14 protein-coding genes are annotated in these 13,862 nt (G+C 72.7%); 6 read left to right on the plus strand and 8 right to left on the minus strand.

What is annotated here, in order from left to right:
• Positions 1-202: 202 nt before the first annotated feature.
• Positions 203-1,504: a DUF1800 domain-containing protein gene (locus BT341_RS41530; RefSeq protein WP_072481423.1), complete on the plus strand. Its 1,302-nt coding sequence runs from the start codon at positions 203-205 to the stop codon at positions 1,502-1,504.
• A gap of 5 nt (positions 1,505-1,509) precedes the next feature.
• On the plus strand, positions 1,510-2,703 hold the full coding sequence (locus BT341_RS41535) for a DUF1501 domain-containing protein (RefSeq protein WP_072482465.1): 1,194 nt from the start codon (positions 1,510-1,512) through the stop codon (positions 2,701-2,703).
• Between the two features lie 6 nt (positions 2,704-2,709).
• Here the strand turns inward: BT341_RS41535 and BT341_RS41540 are convergent, their stop codons facing one another.
• A complete protein-coding gene (locus BT341_RS41540; RefSeq protein WP_072481424.1) occupies positions 2,710-4,014 on the minus strand; it encodes a sensor histidine kinase in 1,305 nt (434 codons plus the stop codon).
• The gene (locus tag BT341_RS41545; protein ID WP_072481425.1) at positions 4,011-4,691 is read right to left on the minus strand and encodes a response regulator transcription factor; all 681 of its coding nucleotides are present in this window, start codon (positions 4,689-4,691) and stop codon (positions 4,011-4,013) included. The genes BT341_RS41540 and BT341_RS41545 overlap by 4 nt, the downstream gene beginning before the upstream one ends.
• A gap of 208 nt (positions 4,692-4,899) precedes the next feature.
• Here BT341_RS41545 and BT341_RS41550 point away from each other — a divergent pair, with 208 nt between their 5' ends.
• Together BT341_RS41550 and BT341_RS45815 are read left to right on the plus strand one after the other, a co-directional pair.
• Positions 4,900-5,673, plus strand: coding sequence for a non-reducing end alpha-L-arabinofuranosidase family hydrolase (locus tag BT341_RS41550; protein ID WP_245805271.1), 774 nt, complete (start codon positions 4,900-4,902; stop codon positions 5,671-5,673).
• Entirely contained in the window at positions 5,645-6,496 is an 852-nt protein-coding gene (locus BT341_RS45815; RefSeq protein WP_072481427.1) for a hypothetical protein, read from the plus strand. The genes BT341_RS41550 and BT341_RS45815 overlap by 29 nt, the downstream gene beginning before the upstream one ends.
• Positions 6,497-6,534: 38 nt before the next feature.
• Here the strand turns inward: BT341_RS45815 and BT341_RS41560 are convergent, their stop codons facing one another.
• Both BT341_RS41560 and BT341_RS41565 read right to left on the minus strand, forming a co-directional pair.
• Positions 6,535-7,005, minus strand: coding sequence for a hypothetical protein (locus BT341_RS41560; protein ID WP_072482466.1), 471 nt, complete (start codon positions 7,003-7,005; stop codon positions 6,535-6,537).
• A gap of 111 nt (positions 7,006-7,116) precedes the next feature.
• Positions 7,117-7,824: a TetR/AcrR family transcriptional regulator gene (locus BT341_RS41565; RefSeq protein ID WP_072481428.1), complete on the minus strand. Its 708-nt coding sequence runs from the start codon at positions 7,822-7,824 to the stop codon at positions 7,117-7,119.
• A 52-nt stretch (positions 7,825-7,876) separates the two neighbouring features.
• On the opposite strand from BT341_RS41565, the gene BT341_RS41570 reads away from it, so the two are divergent.
• A complete protein-coding gene (locus BT341_RS41570; protein ID WP_072481429.1) occupies positions 7,877-9,316 on the plus strand; it encodes an MFS transporter in 1,440 nt (479 codons plus the stop codon).
• Positions 9,317-9,320: 4 nt separating this feature from the next.
• Here the strand turns inward: BT341_RS41570 and BT341_RS41575 are convergent, their stop codons facing one another.
• From BT341_RS41575 to BT341_RS41585, 3 genes are read right to left on the minus strand one after another with little or no spacing between them, the layout of a single operon-like run.
• Positions 9,321-10,556 carry an RNA polymerase sigma factor gene (locus BT341_RS41575; RefSeq protein ID WP_072481430.1) on the minus strand — a complete coding sequence of 412 codons (1,236 nt, stop codon included), beginning with the start codon at positions 10,554-10,556 and terminating at the stop codon, positions 9,321-9,323.
• Entirely contained in the window at positions 10,553-10,876 is a 324-nt protein-coding gene (locus BT341_RS41580; protein ID WP_072481431.1) for a YciI family protein, read from the minus strand. Before BT341_RS41580 ends, BT341_RS41575 begins: the two co-directional genes overlap by 4 nt.
• Before the next feature lie 46 nt (positions 10,877-10,922).
• Positions 10,923-11,525: a dihydrofolate reductase family protein gene (locus BT341_RS41585; RefSeq protein ID WP_072481432.1), complete on the minus strand. Its 603-nt coding sequence runs from the start codon at positions 11,523-11,525 to the stop codon at positions 10,923-10,925.
• A 151-nt stretch (positions 11,526-11,676) separates the two neighbouring features.
• Between BT341_RS41585 and BT341_RS41590 the strand changes: the two genes are divergently transcribed.
• Positions 11,677-12,399, plus strand: coding sequence for a dienelactone hydrolase family protein (locus tag BT341_RS41590; RefSeq protein WP_072481433.1), 723 nt, complete (start codon positions 11,677-11,679; stop codon positions 12,397-12,399).
• 51 nt (positions 12,400-12,450) lie between these two features.
• Here the strand turns inward: BT341_RS41590 and BT341_RS41595 are convergent, their stop codons facing one another.
• Positions 12,451-13,848 carry a glycoside hydrolase family 10 protein gene (locus BT341_RS41595; protein WP_072481434.1) on the minus strand — a complete coding sequence of 466 codons (1,398 nt, stop codon included), beginning with the start codon at positions 13,846-13,848 and terminating at the stop codon, positions 12,451-12,453.
• Between the last annotated feature and the right edge of the window lie 14 nt (positions 13,849-13,862).

The raw sequence follows: 13,862 nt of genomic DNA on the forward strand, positions 1-13,862 counted from the left end.
GCCCCGGGGCCCGTCCGGTCGGTTACGACCGGATGGGCTGCGGCGTGATCGGCGGCCGGCTGTTCGCGAGGCACGGACCGTGGGCACGCACCTCGGCATCGACGTCGACCGGACGATCATCTCGACGCTTCAGCTGTGGGTTGGCTTAAGAACCGCCTCCGGGCCTCGCGCCCGCCCGGGGGTGGCGCGCACCATCGGGTGCATGGTGGTGCTCTCCGAACGCGCGGCCGTCCGGCGGCTGCACGACCGCCTCGGGTTCGGGCCGCGGCCCGGCGATCTCGACCGCGGGTTCGCCGAGACCCGGGACCGGCTGCTGGCCGGTGGACCCGACGCCGGGGCGGCCGCGACGCCCATGCCCGGCTTCGGCCCGCCGCCCGGCAACCCCGGCAAGAACGCCGATCAGGCCGCGAAGCAGCTGGTCCGCAAGCAGGTGCAGGCGCAGGCGACGCAGGCCGTCGCCTGGTGGCTGGACCGGATGGCCGCCGCCGACGTCGCCTCCGTCGAACGGCTCACCTGGTTCTGGCACGGCCACTTCGCCACCGGCGAGCAGAAGGTCCGCAGCCCGGGGCTGATGCTCGCGCAGAACCAGACCCAGCGCGACCACGCCCTCGGCAGCTTCACCGACCTCGCCAAGGCGATGATCGTCGACCCGGCGATGCTGCTCTGGCTCGACGGCAACAGCAACAAAGCGGGCAAACCCAACGAAAACCTCTCCCGCGAGTTCATGGAGCTGTTCGCGCTCGGCGTCGGCCACTACACCGAGGACGACGTCCGCGAAGCCGCCCGCGCCCTCACCGGCTGGACGGCCAAGCGCGACGCCGCCGGTGCGCAGCTGGTCGCCAAGCGGCACGACGACGGCGTGAAGCGGATCCTCGGCGCCAGCGGCGACTTCGACGCGCAGTCCTTTGTGGACATCGTGCTCGGCAGGCCGGAGTCGGCGCCGTTCGTGGCCGGCCGCGTCTGGTTCCGGCTGGTGTCCGCGACACCGCCGCCGCCCGACACGCTCAACCGGCTCGTCGCCGCCTACGGCAGGAGCCGCGACATCCGCGCGCTGCTGCGGGCGATCACCGACGAACCGGCGTTCCACGACAGCGGGACGTCGCTGGTCAAACAGCCCGTCGAATGGCTGGCCGGGCTGCTGCGGGCGCTCGGCGTCCGGCCCGGCGGGCTCGACGACAAGACCCGCACGCAGCTGCTGGCGGCGTTGCGCGGGATGGGGCAGGTGCCGTTCCAGCCGCCGAGCGTCGGCGGCTGGGCGGCCGGCGGCGCCTGGCTGACCACGTCGGCGGGCGTGGCGCGGCTGCACGCGGCCCAGCTGGTCGCCGCGCACGCGGACCTCGGCGCGGTGGCGAAGGCGCGGGACAAGGTCGCCGCGATCGGCGACCTGCTCGGCGTCGATGCCTGGTCGGACCGGACCCGCGCCGCCCTGGCCGGCGTCGCGGGCGACGTCCGTCAACTGTCCACAGTGGCCGCTTGTGCCCCCGAATACGTAGTGAGCGGGTGACGATCATGCAGGTGAACCGGCGCAGGTTCCTCACCGCGACCGGCGTGACGGCCGCCGCGGCGCTCGCCGCCGGCGCCACGCAGGTCGACTGGGACCGGCTCCTGTCGGCGGCGCAGGAGAACCCGCTCGACCCCGGCGCGGGCGTGCTCGTCGTCGTCACCCTCTACGGCGGCAATGACGGGCTCAACACCGTCGTCCCCGCGAGCGATCCGGCGTACCGGAACGCCCGCCCGGAGCTGGCGTACGAGCCGCACGAGGTCCTGGACCTCGGCGAAGGCCTCGGGCTGAACCCGGGCATGAAGGGCCTCAAGGGCCTGTGGGACGCCGGCCGGCTCGCCGTCGTGCGCGGGGTCGGCTACCCGAAGCCCGACCACAGCCACTTCCGGTCGATGGCGATCTGGCAGACGGCCTCGCCCGAGACGTCCGTGCCGACCGGCTGGCTCGGCCGCTGGCTGGACGTCACCGGCGACGACCCGCTGCGCGCGGTCTCGGTCGACCCGGTGCTGCCGCCCCTGCTGGCGGGCGAGCGCACGGCGGCGGCGTCCCTGCCGGTCGGCGGCCTCAAGCTCCCGGACGGCGCGCTCGGCAAGGCGTTCCAGGACCTCGGCGCGGCCCAGCCCGGTGAAGGCTTCTGGCAGGCACGCGCGGCGCAGTCGGTCTCCGATCTGCACCGCGCCGTGCAGACCCTGCGCGCGCCCGGCAAGACCGAGCCGCGCAAGGGCGAACTGGCGGCGCAGCTCGACGTCGTGGCGGGGCTGATCGAGGCGGGCGTGCCGACTCGCGCGTATTCGGTGTCGCTGGGCGGGTTCGACACGCACGCCGACGAGCGCGGCACCCAGCAGCGGCTGCTGACCGAGCTGGACGGCGCGCTGACGCCGTTCGCGCAACGGCTGGCGAAGTCCGACCGCGGCAAGCAGGCGACGGTGCTGGTGTACTCGGAGTTCGGCAGGCGTGTGACGGCGAACGCGAGCCAAGGCACCGACCACGGCACGGCCGGGCCGGTGTTCGTCCTCGGCCCGCGGGTCAAGGGCGGTTTCCACGGCGCGGAGCCCAGCTTGACCGACCTGGACGACGGCGACCTCAAGCTGACCACGGACTTCCGCGACGTCTACGCCTCGCTGCTGGAGAACGTGCTGGGCACGGACGCGGGCAAGGTCCTGCCCGGCCACGCGGGACGGCTGGACGGCCTGTTCGCCTGACGCGGGCTACGGCGCCGGCGGCAGCCCGGCCAGCCGGAACCGCGCTCCCCCGCCCGGCGCGGCCTCGCACCACAGGTCCCCGCCGTGGGCACGGGCGAACCCGCGGGCGATCGGCAGCCCCAGCCCCGATCCGCCCTGGCCGCGGGCGGTGTCCAGCCGGACGAGCCGGTCGAAGATCCGTTCCCGCTCCGGCCCCGGCACGCCCGGTCCCGTGTCGGTCACCGTGACGCCGTCGCCGGTGACCTCCAGGGTGAGCGTGCCCCGGCCCGCCATCGCGCGGACCGCGTTGCCGGTCAGGTTGGCCAGGATCTGGGTGAGCCGCGCGCGGTCGCCGAGGACGACCGTGTCGGGCCCGGTGACGTCGACGGTGACGTCCGGCGCGGTCAGCCGCACCTGCTCGGCCTGCGCGGAAGCCAGCTCCCGCAACGGAACCGGGGTCCGCTCCAGCTCGGCGCCCGCGTCGAGCCGGGCCAGGTCCAGCAGGTCGGCGACGAGCCGCCCGGCCCGCTGCGACTCGCGGATGACCAGCAGCTCCAGCTGTTCCCGTCGCTCGTGCGGCGCGTCCGGGGGCTGCTGCAGCAGCGCCTCGGCCGCCGCCTGGACGCCCGCCAGCGGAGTCCGCAGCTCGTGGGCCGCGTCGGCGACGAACTGCCGGGTCCGCTCCTCGGAAACCCGCGCCGCCCGCTCCGCGCCTTCGAGCGCGTCGAGCGCGGAGTCGAACGCCGCCGCCACGCGTCCCAGCTCGGTGCCGGTCCGCTCCGGCGAGAGCCGGCCACCCCGCTCGCCGGAGACGATCGAGCGTGCCAGCCGCGTCATCGCGTCCAGCGGCGCGAGCGCGAACCGGACGGCCAGCAGCAGCGCGACGGCGGCGACGACCAGCGCGGCGACGCCGGTGCCCAGCAGGACCAGCCGCAGGCTCTGCTCGGCGGCCGCGATCAGCGACTCGTCCGCGGTGAGGGTCAGCTTCGCGCCGTTGATGCGGGCCGGACCGGACAGCGTCGCCCGCACCTGGCGGATCCGGGTGTCCGGCGGCAGGCCGGCGGCGCCGACGAACGTCCCGTCGGGCAGGGACAGCGAAGCCTGCACGCCCCGCGTCTCGACGCGGCGCACCAGTGCCGGCGGCGCCACGTTCTGCTTGGCGAGCTGCTGAGCCAGCTGGACCCGGGCGGTGAGCACCGCGTTGACGTCCCGCTCGGCCTGCGCGCGGAACACCGCGTCCACCACCAGGCCGACCGCGACGAGCACCACGGCCAGCACCGCCAGCACGGTGACGGTGACCCGCCGGCGCAGCGACGCGGTCTTCAGGCTCATGGCGCACCGCGCAGGACGTACCCCTGGCCGCGCACGGTGTGCACGACGCGGGGTCCGTGCGCTTCGAGCTTGCGCCGCAGCGTGCTGACGTTGACTTCGACCAGGTTCGGCGCGGAGTCGCCGTAGCCCCACACCGCGGTGAGGATCTGCGTCTTGGAGACGACCCGGTCCCGGTGCTGGGCCAGGTAGAGCAGCACCTTCCACTCGGTGGAGGTCAGCTCGACGTCCGCGGTGCCGTAGCGGGCCCGGCCGCCCTCGACGTCGATCACGAGGTCGCCGACTTCGACCGCCGGCCGGGTGCGGCCGGTCCGGCGCAGCACCGCGGTCACCCGCGCGACCAGCTCGGCGAGGACGAACGGCTTCACGACGTAGTCGTCGGCCCCTTCGCCGAGCCCGCGCAGGCGGTCTTCGACGCCGTCCCGCGCGGTCAGCATCACCACGCCGGCGGCGCAGGTCCGCCGGATCACCCGCAGCAGTTCGAACCCGTCCCGGCCGGGCAGCATCACGTCGAGCACCACCAGGTCGGGCCGGAGGCGGACGAGGTCGCGCTCGAGACCGGTGCCGTCCGGCAGCGAGCGCACCGAAAACCCCGCGTCGGCCAGTGCCGACTCGACCGGCACGCGGATCGCGTCCGCGTCTTCGATCACCAGGATGCGCGGCGGCGCCGGGTCCTCCACGGGCTCCAGCCTAGAGGCGTCCCGCGCCGCGGCATCCGCTGGGCGAAACCGGCGACACTCCTTGACCCCGCCATTGGCAGTCCTTCACAGGCCAAGAACTGTTAGCGGTAACAGAGGCCGGGGAAAGGAACGATGCGATGCCGGCTGGGTTTGCGCGCACCGCGAGACGGCGTCGCCGGTGGCCCCCACCGCGGCGTCGGCCGCCACAGTGGACACCACCGCCTGGCATGTCCTGCTGAACCGCAACAGCGGCAAGGTGGTCGGCGCGCAGGGCGCGTCGACGGCCGACGGCGCCGCCGTGGTGCAGTGGAGCGACGGCAACAGGGGCGACCAGCAGCGGCGGCCGCACGCTGCCCTCGACGTACCGCTGGAGCTCGACCGAGCCACCCCGAAATCGGGCCGGGTCTCGTTCAAGGACTTCACGAACGTCGTCCACAACGGCAAGCACGTCGTCTACGCCACGACGCACGACACCGGGTCGAGCTGGGGATCGATGAGCTTCACGCCCTTCACGAACTGGTCCGACATGGTGTCCGCGGGTCAGAACACGCAACGTCTGGGTGCTCGCGTACCAGCGGGCCCGACGACCTTCTCCTACCGCACCTCCGGTGAGCCCATCGACCCAACGGCTGGTCGACCGCGCAGACGCTGTTCACGGGCAGCATCCCGGCGGCGCCCCTCTTCGAAGCGGTCGAGGCGGACATGGTCCAGGGGGACCCCGCAGGCGGCCACGGAGCGCGTGCTGACATTGCAGCGCCAGCCCGGTGAGCGGGCGGGCCCGGCGTGGTGCCGGATCCGCCCGCGCTCGTTCTTGATCGTTCCGACGGATACGGCCGGAACGGCGAACCGGTTGTCTCGGACCGATAACGAATGTCTTTCTGTTGCCAGGTTTACAAGTGCGGCTGGGATTTCTAGTATTCCGCGAATGTTTCCTGGGACAGGGAGGTTCCGGCATGGCGCGCGCCCAGCGGCGACGGGCTGATCGGCTCTCGGTCGAGGATCTGGTGCGGCGCGCCCGGGCGATGCGTGACGGCCGTCCAGATTCCGTCGTGGCGCCGGTGAAAGCGGTTTCCGATCCGGACGAGCACCGGCTGCTGCTCGAACGCCGGGCGCGGGAAGCGGCGTCCGCGCAGCTGCGGGCCGGCGCGTGGATCCGCTGGATCGCCGGTGTCGTGGCGGGCGCGGTGGTGGCGGTCAGCCTGGTCCTGCTGGCGACGATGCCGCACAGTGCGCCGCCTCGGCAGGCGGCCCTGTCGTCGGTCCCGCTGCTGCCCGCCACCACGCCGCCTCGGCGGCCGGTCCCGGCCGAGCCGGCGACGGCCGTCACGCCACCGAGCACGTCGAGCACCCCGGCACCGACGCCGACGCCGACGCCGGCCCGGTCGAGCGTCGCGCAGCCGCCGGTCGTCCCGGTCGCCGACCGCTGCCCGAACCCGCGCACGGCCCGGCTCAACGACGACGCGCCGGGCATCGGCTACGACGGCCCCTGGAAAGTCAGCCGGAACCGCGGATTCGGCGACTTCGCCGACGACGTGCACTTCACGACGACGGACGGCGCATCCGTACGATTTTCCTTCACCGGCACGGGAATCGCGCTGTTCAGCGAAACCAACGGCGACGAGGGCCGCATCGACATCTACGTCGACGGCACGTTCCGCCGCACGGTCGACGCGTCCGCGGCGACGAGGACGGCACAGCAGGCGGTGTTCAGCACGTGCGGCCTGCCACCGGGCAGCCACGATCTCCGGGCGGTGAAGCGTGGCGGCCAGTACCTGCTGGTCGACCGCATCGACGTCACACCCTGACCGCGCTTTGCCCGCGCCGCCACGCCGGTGCCGCCGGCTCAGCTGTTCGGCATCCCGCTCCCGGGCCGCGGCTGCGGGGCCGGCCCGCCCGGGCCCGGCTGGGAGTAGCCGGAAGCGGGGCTCGGGTAGCCCGCTTGCGCGGGCGCCGGGTACGCGGGCGAGGCGAACCCGGGTGACGGGCGACGGCCACTCCGGACGACCGCGAGAGCGACCAGCAGCCAGGAGAGCACCGCGGCGGCGTCGAGCGGAAGACCCACGCCCAGGAAGATCAACTGGATCTCGTCGGCCGTCAGGTGGCTGGACGCACTCCACGACGCCGCGTTCAACGACACGAACTGCCAGACGACGCCCGCCGCCGTCGTGACGAGCATGACGACGAAGGCACCCACCATCAAGCCGGAGACGCCCCTGGCGCGCCCCTTGATCGAAAAGACCAGGCCCAGCAGACCCACCACGAGCTGGAGCAGCCGCGGGAGGACTCCGATGCTCGCCAGGGTGAGGGGTGTCACGGAAACCTCCACAGCTGTTCGCCGGCGATCAAGACGTCCCGACCACGACGGGCCGATCTTATTCGGCGGCACCGCCCCGCGCGGCGTTTTCGGCGACGAACGCACCACCCGCTACGACGGCAGGTGGTCGATGATCAGCCCGATCGTGAACTCGAACCGGTCGTGCCCGGTGCCGGACGTCAGCTCCGCCGCGTGGCGGCGGGTGTGCGGAAACCGGTCGGCCGGCAACGCCGAGAACCGCTCGATCAGCTCGTCGCGGCCGAGGACCCAGCTGTCGTCCTGATCCCGCTGTCGCTTTTGGACCAGGGAACGTTCCAACGCGTACGCGCAGACGTAGAGCGTGAGCGAATCGAGGGCCCAGGCGGCCGTCTGCGGGTCGATGCCGCCCGCGAGGAGGATCGCCAGGATTCCTTCGCTCACCCGCAGCGTCTCGAGGTGCGTCGGGACCATGGCCAGCGCGGCCCGGGACACGCCCGGGTAGGCCAAGTACACGTCACGGAGCTGGGCGTAGACCTCCAGCACCTGCGCTCGCCACCGGGCCGGGTCCGGCTCGGGCAGCCGGATACCCGCGCAGAGCCTGCCGATGATCAGGTCGTCGAGGTCCTCCTTGCTGACGATGTGCGCGTAGAGCGACGACGGCCCGGTGCCCAGCACGGCCGCGACCCGGCGGATCGTCAGCGCGTCGTAGCCCTCGGTGGCGATGACCTGCAGTGCGGCATCGGTGATCCGGTCGGGCGTGATCGGCGGCTTCCGGGGTGTGGCCGACGCGGGGTCCGGGGCGTGGCGGGCCGCGCGGCGCTGCCTGGGGTCGGGGGGCATGCCCGCCAGCCTACCTTGACACGAACTAAGTTCGTCGCCTAGAACTTAGTTCGTGAATGTAGAACTTAGTTCGTCCGAGCGGCCGCGGGCCGCACCCCTTCCCCTCCCCCGGGCCTGGCTCGTCCTGGTCGTCGTGGTCGTCGCCGAGCTCATGGACCTGATCGACACCAGCGTCGCCAACCTCGCCGGTCCGGCCATCCGCGCCGACCTCGGCGGCGGCGACATGACGCTGCAGTGGGTGCTGTCCGCCTACACCGCGGCCTTCGCGCTCGGCCTGGTCATCTCCGGCCGCCTCGGCGACCTGCTCGGCCGCCGCCGGCTGTTCCTGCTCGGCATGACCGGCTTCACCCTCGCCTCGCTGGCCTGCGGCCTCGCGCCCGGCGCCGGGTTCCTCATCGCCGCCCGGCTGCTGCAGGGCCTGTCCGGATCGGTGCTGATCCCGCAGGGCATGGCGCTGGTGAAGATCGTCTTCCCGCCCGAGCACCTGCGCAAGGCGCTGATGCCGATGGGCCCGATCATGGGGCTGGCCACGGTCGCCGGGCCCGTCCTCGCCGGCTGGCTGCTGCACCTGGACCTGTTCGGCAGCGGGTGGCGCTCGATCTTCCTGATCAACGTCCCGTTCGGCGTCCTCGCCGCCGCACTCGGCCTGCGCGTCCTGCCGCGCCACGGCGGCGAAGACCGCGACGCCCGCCTCGACCTGCGCGGGGCCGGCCTGCTCACCGCCGGTTCGGCGTTGCTGATCGTGCCGCTCATCCAGGGACGCGAGCTGGGCTGGCCCGCGTGGACCTACGCGATGCTGGCCGCCGGGCTGGCGGCGTTCGGCCTCTTCGCCGTCTCCGAACGCCGGAGCCGCCACCCCGTCATCACCCCGTCGCTGTTCGGCAGGCGCGGGTTCGTGGCCGGCCTGCTGGTCGTCGGCGGGTTCTACGCGGCGCTCAGCGCGTTCGTCCTGGTCGTCAACCTGCTGCTCCAGTCGGGCCTGGGCTGGACACCGCTGCGCACCGGCTTCGCGCTGCTGCCCTGGGCCGCGGGCACCGCGGTCGCGACGCTGGCCTCCGGCATGGTGCTCGCCGAGCAGCTCGGCCGCGCCGGCCTGCGCTGGGGGCTGGCCATCGCCGTCGCCGGCCTGCTCGGCCTGTGGTGGTCCGCCGCCCACCGGGGTGCCGCGATCACCATCGGGGAACTGGCCCCCGCGCTGGCGGTCACCGGTTTCGGGTCCGGCCTGCTGTTCATCCCCCTGTTCGACTTCATCCTCGGCGACGTCACCCCCGAAGAGGCCGGCACCGGCGCCGGCGTGCTCAACGCCGCCCAGCAGTTCGCCGGCGCCATCGGCGTCGCCGCGCTCGGCACCGTGTTCTTCGCCCGCGTGGGAGAGCCTTCGACGTCGTCCTATTTCTCCGCCGCGGAGCTGGTTTTCGGTGTCTGCGCGGGACTCTGCGGCGTCGCGCTCGTGCTGGTCGGGTTCCTGCCCCGGCACGCCGGTCGCCCGTAGGCGGCTACCGCAGCTGGTCGCGGCGGCGGGTCAGGTACGCGGTTTCGGCGGTGTTGCCCGCCAGCTCGATGGCCTTGTCGTAGGCCGCGCGGGACTCCTGGCTCCGGCCCAGCCGGCGCAGCAGGTCGGCGCGGGTCGCGTGGTACGGGTGGTAGCCGGCCAGCTTCGGCTCGAGGCCGTCGACGGCCGCCAGTGCCACCTCCGGGCCGTCGATTTCGGCGACGGCGACGGCCCGGTTGAGGGCGACGACCGGCGACGGGTCGACGCGGACGAGCTGGTCGTAGAGGGCGAGCACCTGCGACCAGTCGGTGTCGCGCACGTCGCGGACCGAGGTGTGCACGGCGTTGATCGCGGCCAGGATCTGGTAGCGGCCCGGCGCCGCCCCGGCGACGGCCGCGGCGAGGCGCTCGCGCACCAGCCGATGCCCCTCCGCGATCAACGCCGTGTCCCACGCTCCGCGGTCCTGCTCGGCGAGCGTGACCAGCTCGCCGCCCGCCGAGAGCCGGGCGGGTCGGCGGGCCTCGATGAGCAGCATCAACGCCAGCAGCCCGGCCACCTCGCCGTCGTCCGGCAGCAGGGCGCGGATCAGCCGGGTGAGCCGGATCGCCTCGGTGGTCAGGTCCTGGCGCACCGGGTCGGTGCCGGGCCCGGTCGCCAGGTAGCCCTCGTTGAACACCAGGAACAGGACGGTGAGCACGCCGGAGACGCGTTCCGGGAGATCCTCGGCGGACGGCACGCGATACGGGATGCGCGCCGCCTTGATCTTCGTCTTCGCGCGGGTGATCCGCCGGCCCATGGCGGTCTCCTGCACGAGGAAGGCGCGCGCGATCTCCGGCACGGTCAGGCCGCCGACCATGCGCAGCGTCAGGGCCACCCGGGTCTCCACCGCCAGCGCCGGGTGACAGCAGGTGAAGATCAGCCGGAGCCGGTCGTCGCCGATGGCGCCGGGAGGCTCGGGCGGGTCGTCGTCGTACCCCATCCGGGCCTCCTTCTGCTTGTCGTCGCGCTTGTTCTCGCGCCGGATCCGGTCGATGGCCTTGCGGGTGGCGGTGGTGGTCAGCCAGGCACCGGGGTTGGGCGGGACGCCGTCGGACGGCCACCGCTCGACCGCGACCGCGAACGCCTCCGCCGCCGCCTCCTCGGCGACGTCGAGGTCGCCGAACCGCCTGGTCAGCGCGGCCACCACCCGCGCCCACTCCGCGCGGTGGGCACGGGTCACCGCCTCGTCGACGTCGCTCACCGGAACGGCCGCACCTCGATCTTGCGGTCGCAGACCTTCGACGCCTCGGTGGCGAGCTTGAGCGCCACGTCCAGGTCGGGGACGTCCCACACCCAGAAGCCGGCGAGGTACTCCTTGGACTCCACGAAGGGCCCGTCGGTGAGCACCGCCTGCTCGCCGCGGTTGTCGACGACCGTGGCCGCGTCGGTGTCCGCCAGCCCGCCCGCGAAGACCCAGTAGCCCTCGGCGATCAGCCGTTCGTTGAACTCGCTGATCACCGGCTGCCGGTCCGTGCTGCCGGGGTTGCTCTTGTCGTCGATCACGGAAACCAGGTACTGCATCAGGGGATCCTCTCCGGTCGGCTCGGGTTCGGGGTCATCGGGTGGGTCAGGCCGTGGCGTACCGCGGGCGCCCGGCCGGGCGGTGCACCTGGATCGTCACGCCCTTCGAGTCGACCCACGACTCGAGCAGGTCCAGCCGGCGGTCCGGGCCGTTCTCCGGGAACAGCCGCGCGCCCTGGCCGAGGATCACCGGGACCACGAGCAGGATCATCTCGTCGACGAGGTCGTACGCGAGCAGCCACCGGGTCAGGGTGCCACTGCCGTGCACCTGCAGCTCGCCGCCGGGCTTGGCCTTCAGCTCGCGGACGGCCGCCGCGAGGTCACCGCGGAGCACGGTCGTGCCCGCCCACTCCGGCGTGGCGAGCGTGGTCGAGGCGACGTACTTGGGGGCCGCTTCGAGGGCCGCGCCGATGGGGTGGCCGGGCAGGACGCCCCACGAGCCGGCGAACAGGTCGTAGGTGCGCCGTCCGAACAGGAACGCGTCGGCGCGCTGGTAAATCCGCGTGATGAACGCCCGGGTCGCGTCGTCACCGGCGCCCTTGACCCAGCCGCCGCGGTCGAACCCGTTCCGGCGGTCTTCGTCGGACGCGCCGCCGTTGCCCTGCACGACGCCGTCGATGGTCAGCTGCGTCACGGTGGTCAGCTTCATGGTCGCGGTTCCCTTCGCTCGGGTGGTCTCACCCCTGCTACGAAGACCTCCGCGCCGATCCGACACCGCGTCCGGGATTTTTTCGCACGACTTCCGGGCCGCCGTTCTGCTACCCCTTCCGGGAGCGCCGTCACTCCCGAAAGGCACGACCATGCGATTCACCGACGAACAGCACCTCGACGGCGACGTCCGCGAGCGCGGATTCACGCTCGGCGAGATCCCCGGCATCCTGTGGACCCCCACGTCCACGCCGGCCCCGCTCATCCTGCTGGGCCACCCGGGCGGGCTGGGCAAGATGTACCCCCGGCTGGCGGCCAGGGCCCGGCAGGCGGCAACGGCGGGTTACGCGACGGCCACGATCGAGCTCCCGGGAAGCGGCGACCGCCCCCGGTCGGCGACGGCCGAGCGGGCCCGAGCCGACCTGCACCGGGCGCTGGCGGACGGCCAGCCGGTCGGCGAGATCGTCGAGCGGCTGGTCCTGCCCCTGGTCGAAACGGCGGTCCCGGAGTGGCGGGCCACCCTGGACGCGCTCCTCGAGCTACCGGAGATCGGCGGCCCGGTGGGTTATTCGGGCGGAGTACTGGCGATCGGCACCCGGCTGGCGGCGGTCGAGCCGCGCATCTCGGCCGCGGCGCTGTTCGCCGGCAGTTTCGTGCCCCAGAGCACGTTCGAGGAGGCCCGGCGGGTGACGATCCCGCTGCTGGTCCTGCTGCAGTGGGACGACGAAGGAAACGACCGGCAGCAGGCCCTGGAGCTGTTCGACGCGTTCGGGTCGAAGGAGAAGACGCTGCACGCCAACATGGGCGGCCACACCGGCGTCCCCCGGTTCGAAGGGGACGACGTGAACCGCTTCTTCGCCCGGCACCTGAAGTAGCGGGCGGGGAGGCCGGCGTGTGCCGGCCTCCCCGCGTTTTCCGCTCCGCGCTCAGGACACGCTGCAACTGACCGTCGGCCAGTTCCAGTTTCCGTTGTGCTGGATCGTCACCCCCCAGTTGTTGCCGTTGCCGTTGGGTTTCGCGATGAGGACCTGGCTGCTCGGCCACGTCGCGTTGATGTTCCACGTCGCGCTGATCCTGGCCGGGCTCGGCACCGTCATCGTCACCGTCCACGTGTTGGAGCCGGTCACCGCGACGTTCAGGTTGTACCGGTCACTCCACGCCTGGCCTGCCGACAGCGTCGCCGTGCAGCTTCCGCCCCCCGGGGTCGTCGGGGTCGTTGTCGGGGTCGTCGGCGTGGTCGGGGTTGTCGGTGACGTCGGATTCGTCGGCGTTGTCGTCGGCGTCGACGTCGTGCCTCCGGCGTTCAGCGCGTTCAGCACCGACGTGTACGCCGCCTTCTTGTTGCCACTGCCGTCGAACAGGAGCGGGCTTTCGCTGGAACGCCAGGAGTCGCTGTCACGCACACCCCACACCGTGATGCCCACGCAGCGCGCCACGTTCATGCACGCCTGGGTCAGCGCCGAATACTGGGACGTCGAGGCGTTCGTGACGTCGACCTCCGTGAGCGCCACGTCGACGCCCAGTGCCGCGAAGCTGGAGATCGTCGTCTGGAAGTTGGCCGGGACCGAGCTGCCGCCCGTGAAGTGGGCCTGCAGGCCGACGCAGTCGATCGGCACGCCGCGGGACTTGAAGTCCCGCACCATGTTGTACACGCCCTGCGTCTTCGCGTAGCTCCAGTTGTCGATGTTGTAGTCGTTGTAGCAGAGCTTGACCGACGGGTCGGCCGCGCGCGCCGTCCGGAACGCCACCTCGATCCAGTCGTTGCCGGTGCTCTGCAGGTTGGACTGACGACGGCTACCGTCTTCGTTGAACGCCTCGTTGACCACGTCCCAGTAGGCGAGCTTGCCCTGGTAGTGGGCCATCACCTTCTGGATGTGGTTGATCATCGCGTTCCGCAGCGCGGTGCCGCCGAGGCTCTGCATCCAGCCCGGCTGCTGCGCGTGCCAGGCGAGCGTGTGCCCGCGGACGCGGGACCCGTGGCTCACCGCCCAGTTGTAGACCTGGTCACCGGCCGAGAAGTTGAACTGGTTCTGGTTGGGCTCGGTCGCGTCGATCTTCATTTCGTTTTCCGGCGTGACCATGTTGAATTCGCGCGCCGCGATCGTGGTGTACGCCGAATCGCCGAGCCTGCCCGACGCGATCGCCGTCCCGAAATACCGGCCCGACTGGGCGGCCGCCGCCCCGAGCGTACTGGCCGCGGCGTTCGCGCCCGGCGCTGTCACCAGGACGGCCGCCGCCGCGGCCACCGTGGCCACCCCCGCCACGACCCGGCCGGCCGCCGAGCGCCACCACCCGCCGCGCCGGCTCGACGATCTTCCCGCCATCCGTGGGTCTCCTT

The sequence above is a fragment of the Amycolatopsis australiensis genome (assembly GCF_900119165.1).
Classification (GTDB): Bacteria; Actinomycetota; Actinomycetes; order Mycobacteriales; family Pseudonocardiaceae; genus Amycolatopsis; species Amycolatopsis australiensis.

Bases quoted from the DNA above. Each gene is read 5' to 3' on its own strand.
- BT341_RS41530 (WP_072481423.1), top strand. From the start codon at position 203: ATGGTGGTGCTCTCCGAACGCGCGGCCGTCCGGCGGCTGCACGACCGC.
- BT341_RS41535 (WP_072482465.1), top strand. From the start codon at position 1,510: ATGCAGGTGAACCGGCGCAGGTTCCTCACCGCGACCGGCGTGACGGCC.
- BT341_RS41540 (WP_072481424.1), bottom strand. From the start codon at position 4,014: ATGAGCCTGAAGACCGCGTCGCTGCGCCGGCGGGTCACCGTCACCGTG.
- BT341_RS45815 (WP_072481427.1), top strand. From the start codon at position 5,645: ATGGCGCGCGCCCAGCGGCGACGGGCTGATCGGCTCTCGGTCGAGGAT.
- BT341_RS41565 (WP_072481428.1), bottom strand. From the start codon at position 7,824: ATGCCCCCCGACCCCAGGCAGCGCCGCGCGGCCCGCCACGCCCCGGAC.
- BT341_RS41580 (WP_072481431.1), bottom strand. From the start codon at position 10,876: ATGCAGTACCTGGTTTCCGTGATCGACGACAAGAGCAACCCCGGCAGC.
- BT341_RS41585 (WP_072481432.1), bottom strand. From the start codon at position 11,525: ATGAAGCTGACCACCGTGACGCAGCTGACCATCGACGGCGTCGTGCAG.
- BT341_RS41590 (WP_072481433.1), top strand. From the start codon at position 11,677: ATGCGATTCACCGACGAACAGCACCTCGACGGCGACGTCCGCGAGCGC.
- BT341_RS41595 (WP_072481434.1), bottom strand. From the start codon at position 13,848: ATGGCGGGAAGATCGTCGAGCCGGCGCGGCGGGTGGTGGCGCTCGGCG.